The organism is Acidobacteriota bacterium (genome assembly GCA_009861545.1).
Lineage (GTDB): Bacteria > Acidobacteriota > Vicinamibacteria > Vicinamibacterales > UBA8438 > WTFV01.
The window spans coordinates 53,888-62,958 of the sequence record VXME01000017.1 but is presented as its reverse complement, the minus strand read 5'-3'; the positions used below and the strand labels follow the sequence as shown (position 1 = coordinate 62,958).

The following is a 9,071-nucleotide window of genomic DNA, read 5'->3' as shown; positions in this document are numbered from 1 at the left end:
TCACGTCCGTGAAGCTCGGCGTCACCGTCAACCCGCCAGAAACCGCCGCGTCCAGCGTCACCGTGAAGGTCATCGAGTCGCCCTCGGCTGCCGACCCGTCGGCAATCGCCACCGCCGGCAGCGCGCCGTCGTCGTTCGTGATCGTCCCCGTCGCCGTATCCGTCGCCGTCACCGGCGCCGAATTCCCGGAGACGGCCAGATTCACCGTGAACGTCTCGTCCGGCTCCGCGTCGGAGTCCTCCGTCGTCGCCACCGTGAACGTCTGCGTCTCGTTCGCCGTGCCCGTGAAGCTGAGCCCCGACCTGTTCTCCGTGTAGTCGGTACCCGCCGTGGCCGTCACGTCCGTGAAGCCCGGCGTCACGGTCAGACCCCCCGACACCGCCTTGTCCAGCGCCACCGTGAACGTCAGCGAATCGCCTTCCGCCGCGCTGACGTCTTCAATCGTCACCGCCGGCAGCGCACCGTCGTCGTTCGTGATCGTCCCCGTCGCCCTGTCCGTCGCCGACACCAGCGCCTGCGTCCCCGAGAGGGCCAGGCCGACCGTGAACACCTCGTCAAGCTCGGCGACGGCGTCCTCGGTGGTCGCCACAGTGAAGGTCTGCGTCTCGCCCGCCGTCCCGGCGAAGGTCAGCGCCGCCGTGTTCTCCGTGTAATCCGTGCCCTTCGTGGCCGTCACGTCCGTGAAGCTCGGCGTCACCGTGAGCCCCCCCGACACCGCCGCGTCCAGCGTCACCGTGAACGTCAGCGAATCGCCCTCGGCGGCCGACGCGTCGCCAATCGTCACGTTCGCCAGCGCGCCGTCGTCGTTCGTGATCGTCCCCGTCGCCGTGTCGGTCGCCGTCACCGTCTCCGATGTCCCCGAGACGGTCAGGCCGACCGTAAACGTCTCGTCAGGCTCCGCGTCGGCGTCCTCGGTCGTCGCCACCGTGAAGGTCTGCGTCTCGCCCGCCGTCCCCGTGAAGTTGAGCGCCGTCGTGTTCTCCGTGTAGTCCGTGCCCTTCGTCGCCGTCACGTCCGTGAAGCTCGGCGTCACCGTCAGCCCCCCCGACACCGCCGCGTCCAGCGTCACCCTGAAGGTCATCGATCCACCCTCGTCGACCGACGCGTCGGCCACCGTCACGAACGGCAGCGCGCCGTCGTCGTTCGTGATCGTGCCCGTCGCCGTGTCTGTCGCCCTCACCGTGTTCGATGTCCCCGAGACGGTCAAGCCAACCGTGAACGTCTCGTCGAGCTCGGCGTCGGCGTCCTCGGTCGTCGCCACCGTGAAGGATTGCGTCTCGCCCTGCGTGCCGGTGAAGGTGAGCGCCGCCGTGTTCGCGGTGTAGTCGGTGCCCTTGGTGGCCGTGCCGTCCGTGAAGCTCGGGGTCACCGTCAGCCCCCCGGAAACCGCCGCGTCCAGCGTGACCGTGAACGTCATCGAGCCGCCCTCTTCGGCCGAGGCGTCGGCAACCGTCAACGCCGCGACGGGCCGGTCGTCGTCGAGAATCGTACCCGTCGCGGTGTCGGTCGCAGTGACCGTCTCGGAGGCTCCGGAGACGACGAGGGCGACGGTGAAGGTCTCGTCGTCCTCCTCGTCGGTGTCCTCGGTCGTCGCCGCGGTGAAGGTCTTCGTCTCGCCCGCCGTACCGGCGAAGCTGATGGCGGCCGTGTTCTCGGTGTAGTCCGTGCCCTTCGTCGCCGTCACGTCGGTGAAGCTCGGCGTCACCGTCAGTCCCCCCGACACCGCCTTGTCCAGCGTCACCGTGAACGTCATCGAATCGCCTTCGGCGGCTGAGGCGTCGGCGATCGTCAGGGCCGGCCTGTCGTTGTCCAGGATCGTGCCCGTCGCCGTGTCGGTTACCCTCACGGGTGTCCCCTCGGAGACTCTCAGGCTCACGGTGAACGTCTCGGCCGCCTCGCTCTCGTCGTCGTCTACGGTCGACACCGTGAAGGTGTGCGTCTCGCCTGCTGTGCCGACGAATGTGAGCCGATCGGTGCTTGGGGAAGAGTAGTCGGCTCTGGGGAAGACGTGGCTCGTCGCCGTGACGGCGGTGTCGTCCACATACGCCGTCACCGCCCTCGAGAGCGCCTTGTTCAACGTCACCGTGAAGGTCATCGAGTTGCCTTCGACGGCCGACGCGTCGTCGATCGTCAATGCCGGGCTGTCGTCGTCCAGGATCGTGCCCGTCGCGGAATCGAGACTATTCACTGGCACGTTTGTCCCCGAGACTCTCAGGTTGACGTAGAAGATCTCTGAGTCTTCGACGTCGGTGTCCTCGGTCGTCGCCAACGTGAACGTCTGCGTCTCGCCCGCCGTGCCGGCGAAGCTGAGCGGCGCGGTGTTCCCGGTGTAGTCCGTACCCATGGTGGCAAAACCCGGGGTCGAGCCGCTGCTGAGGCTCGGCGTCACCGTCAGGCCGCCCGACACCGCCTTGTCCAGCGTCACCGTGAAGGTCATCGAGTCGCCCTCTTCTGCGCTCGCGTCCTCGATCGTCACGGCTGCGAAATCCCCGTCGTCGTTCGTGATGGTCCCGTTTGCCGTGTCGGTCGCCCCCACCGCCGCCTGCGTACCCGAAACTGCGAGGCTAACGATGAAGCTCTCGCTGCGCTCCGCGTCGGTGTCCTCGATCGTGGCCACCGTGAAGGTCTGCGTCTCGCCCGCCGTACCGGTGAAGCTGAGCGCCGCCGTGTTCTCCGTATAGTCCACGTCCTTCGTCGCCGTACCGTCGGTGAAGCTCGGCGTCACCGTCAGACCCCCCGACACCGCCTTGTCCAGCGTCACCGTGAAGGTGATCGGGTCACCCTCTTCTGCATATGCGTTGGCGATCGTCACCTGCGGCGAGCCGTCGCGGATCGTGCCGGTCCCCGACACGACCGCGATCGCGCTCCCTGTGCCGGTATAGTTCAAGGGCGGTGTCGAGGACGGCACGGTGAATCCCAACGCGAAGGTCTCGTCCTCTTCCAGGACCGAATCCTGCGCCGTGCCAACCGTGAAGGTCTTTTGCTCGCCCGCTGTGCCCGCGAACGTGAGCTTGCTGGTGTTCGCGGTGTAGTCGCCCGCAGCGGCCGTCCCGTTCCTGTAGCTCGGCGTCAAGGTGACCTCGCCGGGCAACTGTCTGTTGAGGGTCACCGTGAAATCCATGTCCTCGCCCTCTGTGCTCTGTGACTCGGACACCGTGATCGTTGCCTGGTCGTCGTTCAAGATCGTGATGGTTTGGAACCCTGCCATCCGTTGTTCGTCGCCGGACTTAACCTGCCAGCGCAACAGGAAGGCTTCGTCATGCTCCACACGGCTGTCTTCGTACGTGGTCAGTTGGATGATCCTGTCGTCACCGTCCCCGGTGAAGGTGATGGTCCTGCCCCCGAAGAGGTCGGTTCCAGACACCGACGCATAGTCAGAGGCTGGCGTAGCCGCGCGAGTCTGGGGGCCGTCTGTGGCTACCCCGGTCCAGTACCTGAACGTATGGCTTCCCGTTCCCAACTGGGTGATGGTGAGGTCCACTGACCGGCCTTCTTCGACGCTTTGGGCGCCTCGGAACGAATAGTCCAACCCTGTGCTGCTCGCGCTACGGAGCGCCGTCACCTCGATCGTGAACGTCTTGCTCGCGGCCGTATCGCCTCCGTCATCCGCCAGAATCGTCACGGGGTAGTCTTCGGGCAAGGCGTTGTCGGACACCGTCCCCTGCACCTGACCGTTCGAATACGACAACCCCGACGGAAGGCCCGTCACCGTTACCGTCACCGGGTCCCCATCCGCGTCCGAAACCGTGACCCCGAACGGCGTGATGGTCTCGCCCTGCTCGTACGTCTTGTCGCCGGGCGACGTGATCACCGGCGGGGTGTTCGGCGGATCGACTACCGTGGACGCCGCCGTCACCGCGATCGTGAACGTCGACTCGACCGCAGAGTTCACACCATCGTCCGCACGGACCGTCACCGTGTACGACTGCGCCGACGCGCCCTCGGACACCGTCCCCTGAACCTGACCGTTCGAATACGACAATCCCGAGGGCAGGCCCGTCACAGTCACCGTCACCGGGTCCCCGTCCGCGTCCGAAACCGTGACCCCGAACGGCGTGATCGTCTCCCCCTGCTCGTACGTCTTGTCGCCTGGCGACGTGATCACCGGCGCCGTGTTCGGCGGATCGACTACCGTGGACGCCGCCGTCACCGCGATCGTGAACGTCGACTCGACCGCAGAGTTCACACCATCGTCCGCACGGACCGTCACCGTGTACGACTGCGCCGACGCGCCCTCGGACACCGTCCCCTGAACCTGACCGTTCGAATACGACAATCCCGAGGGCAGGCCCGTCACAGTCACCGTCACCGGGTCCCCGTCCGCGTCCGAAACCGTGACCCCGAACGGCGTGATCGTCTCCCCCTGCTCGTACGCCTTCGACCCGGGAACGGAGATCTCCGGCGCCACGTTGGTCTGCGCGCGCGTATCCACCGACCAGAATGAGACGGCGGCGACGGCCAGGACAGTCACGGCCGCGCGAGCGCGCCAGATGCCGGGCCGTCCATTCGCGACGGGGTCGCCGGACGCTTGCCGGACATCCGTTCGACGTCGGGGACGTCGCGCTCCCGGGCGGAACCTCCGGCGAATGCCTGCGCGAGATGCATCCGATAGGTCAGCCGGGTGAGCACTCAGGTCGAGAACAGTCAGTTGCAACAATGTCGGCTCCATCAGGACCTCTCTGCGAGGGCACGTTGCGGCTACCCGTCGCGGAGGTAACGGGCCTCGTTCAAGGCAAGAACCGATCCATTTCCTGCCGATGCGCTGTAACTGACTGTTTTTCAGAGACTTACACCACGCCAGGACAGTCAACACGGCACCCGTCGCACCTGCTGCAACCTGCGACGGAAGGCGTGCGCGACAGCGCACCGGATGCGTCTCAACTCATTCCAGAAAGGGAAGTTGCGCCCCGACTGGGGCCGACTGTCGTGTTTTGCAGCGGAGCGCCGCGACCTGCATCACCCGATGCGCCCGGTAGCGAGGCTCGGCCGCCTTCGGGCCGCCGAGTGGAACGCGCCCACGGGTAGAGAGGATCGGGCCGTCCCGACCGCTACGAGGAAGGAAGCGGGTCTCGGGTGCGGAGTTCCGGGAACAGTGAGAAATCACGGTCCCGGGTGAGCAGGACCTCCGTCCCGTGTGCGATGCAGATGGCCGCGATCCGGTGCGCGCGGGCTGTCAGGCCCGATCGTTGCGGACGCCGTGTTTCTTCAGCTTTCGGTGCAGGGTGGTTCGGTCGATGCCCAGGGCGCTGGCGGCGCGGGTCAAGTTGTGCCCCGACTTGTCGACGGCGTCGACTATCGCCCACCGCTCCAGGTCCGCCAGCGTTCCCGAGGTCGCGGGCGGCCCTCCCGGCGCGCCGGGAGAGGAAGGAGGGGGTGGGAGCACTTCGGAGGGAAGCGTGGCCGCCTGGAGCACGTCGGAAGTCTCCAGCACGAGACTGCGGCAGATGACGTTCTCCAGTTCGCGCACGTTGCCGGGCCATTCGTACCGCACCAGCAGGGCGATCGCGGCGGGGGAAATGGTCCGTACGGCTAAGTCCAGCCGGTCGGCGTGCTTTTTGCGGAAGTGCTCGGCCAGCAGCGGGATGTCCTCCTGGCGCGTCCGCAACGGCGGGACGTCGACAGGAAACACCGCGAGCCGATAGTACAGGTCCTCCCGAAACGCGCCCTCGCGCATCGCGGCTTCCAGATCGCGGTGCGTCGACGCGACCACGCGGACGTCGATCGGGATGGCGGCGGTCCCACCGACCCGGCGGATCTCGCGCTCCTGCAGCACCCGCAGCAACTTGGCCTGCAGGACGACGGGCATGTCGCCGATCTCGTCGAGCAGCAGCGTGCCGCCGTCGGCCTGCTCGAAGCACCCGGCGCGCCGCGCCGTCGCGCCGGAGAACGCGCCCCGCTCGTGCCCGAACATCTCGGTCTCCATCAGCGTCTCGGGCACCGAGGCGCAATTGATCGCGACGAACGGACCCTTCCTGCGCGGCCCGTTGAAGTGCAGGGCCCTGGCGACGAGCTCCTTGCCCGTGCCGCTCTCGCCCGTCACCAGCACGCCGACATCGCTGTCGACGACGCGCCGCATCAGGTCGCCCACCTTGCACATCCCCGGACTCGACCCGATGATTCCGCTGAAAGCGTAGGTGGCCTCGAGCTCGGAGCGCAGCCGGCCAACTTCCGCCTTCATCCGCTCGATCTCGATCTCGCGCGACACGTCCCGGTAGACAACCAGGTGGCCTATGCGCTCGCCACTGCTGTCGGACACCGGTTGCGTGAACTGGTAGAACAGCGCCGACCCCTGCGCCGCGGTGCGGCGCGGGTGCGGCTCGACCACGCGCGAGCGCGCGGTCGGACCGACCGTCGCTATCCGATTCGGTACTTGGAACTCCGGCGAGCACTCCCGGAACCGCCCGGCCGCAGCGCTCAGCGACAGCTCGCGCAACTCGTCGGGGGTCCGGTCGAACAGCGCCTCGTACCAACGGTTGGCGAAAACCAGCCGTTCCGTCCCGTCATACATCGCGATGGCGTCGCCGGTGGCGTCGAGCACGGCCTCCAGGCGGCGGTGAGAATCCGTCAGTTGCCGGCGCCCCTCGGCGAGGTCCCGCTCCAGGTTCCACTTCTTCACCAGCGACAGGCTGATCTGCTGGACCTCTTCGCGGGCGAAGGGCTTGCGGATGTACAGCAGCTTGTGCAGCAGGTCGACGTCGCCGATGATGGCGGAGAGCGGCTTGTCGGAGTACGCGGTCATGATGACGACCTCGAGGTTGCGGTCTACAGCCCGCATGCGGCGCACCGCCTCGACGCCGTCGATGCCCGGCGGCATGCGCACGTCGACGAAGGCGACGGCGATGGGCTCGTTCCGCTCGTGCGCCTGCGTGACGGCGGCATAGCCTTCCTGACCGCTCCGCGCGTGCCGCAGATCGAACGGCGGGAACCGGAGCCCGGACGAACGGTTCGGCGGATCCATGAAGGCCGCCACCAGGTCGTCCGACGCCGCCGTCGTGCGGCGCGGCAGCAGCATCTCCCGGAAGTCGTCGTGGATTTGTTCTTGATCGTCCACGACCAGAACGCGTGAATTCACCGGCCGGCCTCCTGGCAAGAACTAGCGTGGCGCACTCGGCGCCGGGATCGGCTGGTACCCAGCGAAATCTGAAACCGGAGCAAGGCCGGCCCCTCGACCCCGCGGTCACCGTCAGAGAGTCGGGCCTCGCTGGTCTCCGTCCACGCGCAATTCATACAAATGAAAGCACTTTCGTGTCATCTCTCATTTGGAGGAGATAGACGGGCCCGGATAGGAGCAAGAAAGGGTTTGCGCGGCCCTTCCGACAGCGTCGGGCCCCGAGCAATCGCCGACCCACGGGGGTCGATGCCGGTAAAGCCCGTCTTACCCCATGTTAGGGGTATAACGTGGCGCGGATAGGGCAAGAAAGTGCAGGCGCCGCCTGGCGCCGCCCTTGAACGGCTGGGGATGAAGGAAGAAGCGGGATAGGAGGAGCCCGGCTCGCTGCCGGCGGCCGTCGGCGGCGCGGCAGCGCCCACGCGGCCAGGACCCGCTGCGCCAGGGCGATTTGAAGCCGCTCGACGGACAGGCGACAAGCCGGTCGTCGGCGCCGTCTCAGCGCAGCGGAAAGGCGTACAAGGCCAGGACCCGCTGCACCAGGGCGATTTGCCCGGACAGGCCCTGCTGCTTGTAGACCTGCTTCAGCAGCCAGCGGACGTAGCTTTCCTTGTAGCCTGTCGTCGCGGCGATCTCGCGCACCGGCCGGCCCTCGGCCAACAGCGCCGACACCCGACCCTCCTGCGGCGTCAGGCCGAGCAGCGCCGACACCCGACCCGGGTCGATACGCGGACGGATCGCCGGGTCGACCACCAGCACCAGCGCCGCCGCCCGGCGGCCACCGAAGTCCGCCTGTGCGGGCTCCATGGGGTGTACATGAAGCTCCAGCCGCGACCGGAGCACGGGGCGCTGGATCCGTATCGAACCGCCGGCCGGCGGCGTCGCGCTTCCGAAGACCGGCAGCGCACGCTTCAGCAGCCGCTGCAGGCGGCCATCATCCGCCGGCAGCGAGGCGCGCAGGGCGCCGTCGCGGTCGGACAACCCCTCGCCGCGGCGCAGGATGTCCCGCGCGGGGTCGTTCGCCGCCAGCACGCGCCCGCCGCGGTCCAGGTGCAGGACGCCGATCCGGCTGTTCTCGATCAGGCCGGCCGTACCGGCGCCCAGCGCAGCGGCGCCGGCCAGCGCCTGGCGGACCAGGACGAACTGGCGGACATGCGGCAGCAAAAACTCGACCAACTCGAGTCGATCGGACTGCCAGTCACCGGTCGCGATCGGGTCGGCGAAGCCCCAGATGATCCGCAGGCCGTCCGGCCCGCCGAGGGGAATGCACAAGCCGTTCTGGCAGCGGCAGTGGAGCCATGCCTCGTTGTACGCCGCCGACGTCCTCAACTCCTCTTCGGTGTACAGGGCGGGGGTATGAACGACTTGGCCGGCGGGCAGCTTCCGGATGCGGGCCGGCGCTTCGTCGTGCGGGTAGTAGACATCGTAGTACTCGCGCGCCAGATCCGGTCGAGGCTCGCCACGGTACAGATACCGGACGAAGTGGACGCGCGCGTCGTCGCCCGTCCCTTCGCCGACTATAAGCACGTTGCCCGCGGTGCCTCAGGCCTCGTCGATCAGGGCGGCCGTGGCGGGCCAGTGGGCATCGTCGAGCGCGGCCTGATGCAGCGACGCAAGGATACGGTCGAAGGCATCGAGCGGGTTCACGACACGTCCTCCCACGCGACTGCTGGGCGCCGTCCGGCCCCCTCCGGGGCCCCAAGCCCGGAATGCCGAGCGTGAGGAAGACGCAGTCGCATCCTACACACGCGCCGGGAAGGCCGCCATCTCCCATTTACAGGCATGGCGTGGCGCGGGTGGGCAAGAGTATCGTCGAACATCGCGGTAATGACTGGTCGCGCAGTGGCGCGAGCATCCAATCGTCGATGGTGAGCAGGTCGAGCTTCGTCAACCGGACGAGCAGCCGCGCGGGCTATGTTCCGAGCAGCGCTACTGACGACAGTGCGGGCGCCGACGCCGACCG

At 67.7% G+C, this 9,071-nt stretch carries 6 protein-coding genes and 6 pseudogenes; 3 read left to right on the top strand and 9 right to left on the bottom strand.

Annotated features, from left to right (window positions below; all coding sequences use genetic code 11):
* The 3 genes and pseudogenes from F4X11_02740 to F4X11_02730 form a co-directional block, all read right to left on the bottom strand.
* Positions 1-631, bottom strand: a 631-nt coding sequence (locus F4X11_02740; GenBank protein MYN63932.1) for a hypothetical protein, incomplete at its 3' end; no start/stop codon positions are given.
* Positions 632-868: 237 nt separating this feature from the next.
* Positions 869-1,261: pseudogene (locus tag F4X11_02735) on the bottom strand (hypothetical protein).
* Positions 1,262-1,540: 279 nt separating this feature from the next.
* A pseudogene (locus tag F4X11_02730) lies at positions 1,541-1,924 on the bottom strand (Ig domain-containing protein,Calx-beta domain-containing protein).
* Positions 1,925-2,021: 97 nt separating this feature from the next.
* On the opposite strand from F4X11_02730, the gene F4X11_02725 reads away from it, so the two are divergent.
* Positions 2,022-2,225, top strand: a complete 204-nt coding sequence (locus tag F4X11_02725; protein ID MYN63931.1) for a hypothetical protein — start codon at positions 2,022-2,024, stop codon at positions 2,223-2,225.
* On the opposite strand, the pseudogene F4X11_02720 reads toward F4X11_02725, so the two are convergent.
* From F4X11_02720 to F4X11_02710, 3 pseudogenes are all read right to left on the bottom strand, one after another.
* Positions 2,213-2,617, bottom strand: a pseudogene (locus tag F4X11_02720) (hypothetical protein). The gene F4X11_02725 and the pseudogene F4X11_02720 overlap by 13 nt on opposite strands.
* 300 nt (positions 2,618-2,917) lie before the next feature.
* Positions 2,918-3,208, bottom strand: a pseudogene (locus F4X11_02715) (hypothetical protein).
* A 30-nt stretch (positions 3,209-3,238) separates the two neighbouring features.
* A pseudogene (locus F4X11_02710) lies at positions 3,239-3,766 on the bottom strand (hypothetical protein).
* Between F4X11_02710 and F4X11_02705 the strand changes: the two are divergent.
* Both F4X11_02705 and F4X11_02700 read left to right on the top strand, forming a co-directional pair.
* A complete protein-coding gene (locus tag F4X11_02705) occupies positions 3,747-3,959 on the top strand; it encodes a hypothetical protein (GenBank protein ID MYN63930.1) in 213 nt (70 codons plus the stop codon). The pseudogene F4X11_02710 and the gene F4X11_02705 sit on opposite strands and share 20 nt — an antisense overlap.
* 81 nt (positions 3,960-4,040) lie before the next feature.
* Positions 4,041-4,253 carry a hypothetical protein gene (locus F4X11_02700; protein MYN63929.1) on the top strand — a complete coding sequence of 71 codons (213 nt, stop codon included), beginning with the start codon at positions 4,041-4,043 and terminating at the stop codon, positions 4,251-4,253.
* Here F4X11_02700 and F4X11_02695 read toward each other — a convergent pair.
* The 3 genes and pseudogenes from F4X11_02695 to F4X11_02685 all read right to left on the bottom strand — a co-directional run bounded on the left by F4X11_02695 (position 4,187) and on the right by F4X11_02685 (position 8,635).
* Positions 4,187-4,669 (bottom strand): annotated as a pseudogene (locus F4X11_02695) (hypothetical protein). The gene F4X11_02700 and the pseudogene F4X11_02695 sit on opposite strands and share 67 nt — an antisense overlap.
* A 504-nt stretch (positions 4,670-5,173) precedes the next feature.
* Complete coding sequence (locus F4X11_02690; protein MYN63928.1) at positions 5,174-7,012, bottom strand: response regulator; 1,839 nt, start codon at positions 7,010-7,012, stop codon at positions 5,174-5,176.
* 594 nt (positions 7,013-7,606) lie between these two features.
* On the bottom strand, positions 7,607-8,635 hold the full coding sequence (locus F4X11_02685) for a hypothetical protein (GenBank protein ID MYN63927.1): 1,029 nt from the start codon (positions 8,633-8,635) through the stop codon (positions 7,607-7,609).
* Positions 8,636-9,071 lie beyond the last annotated feature (436 nt).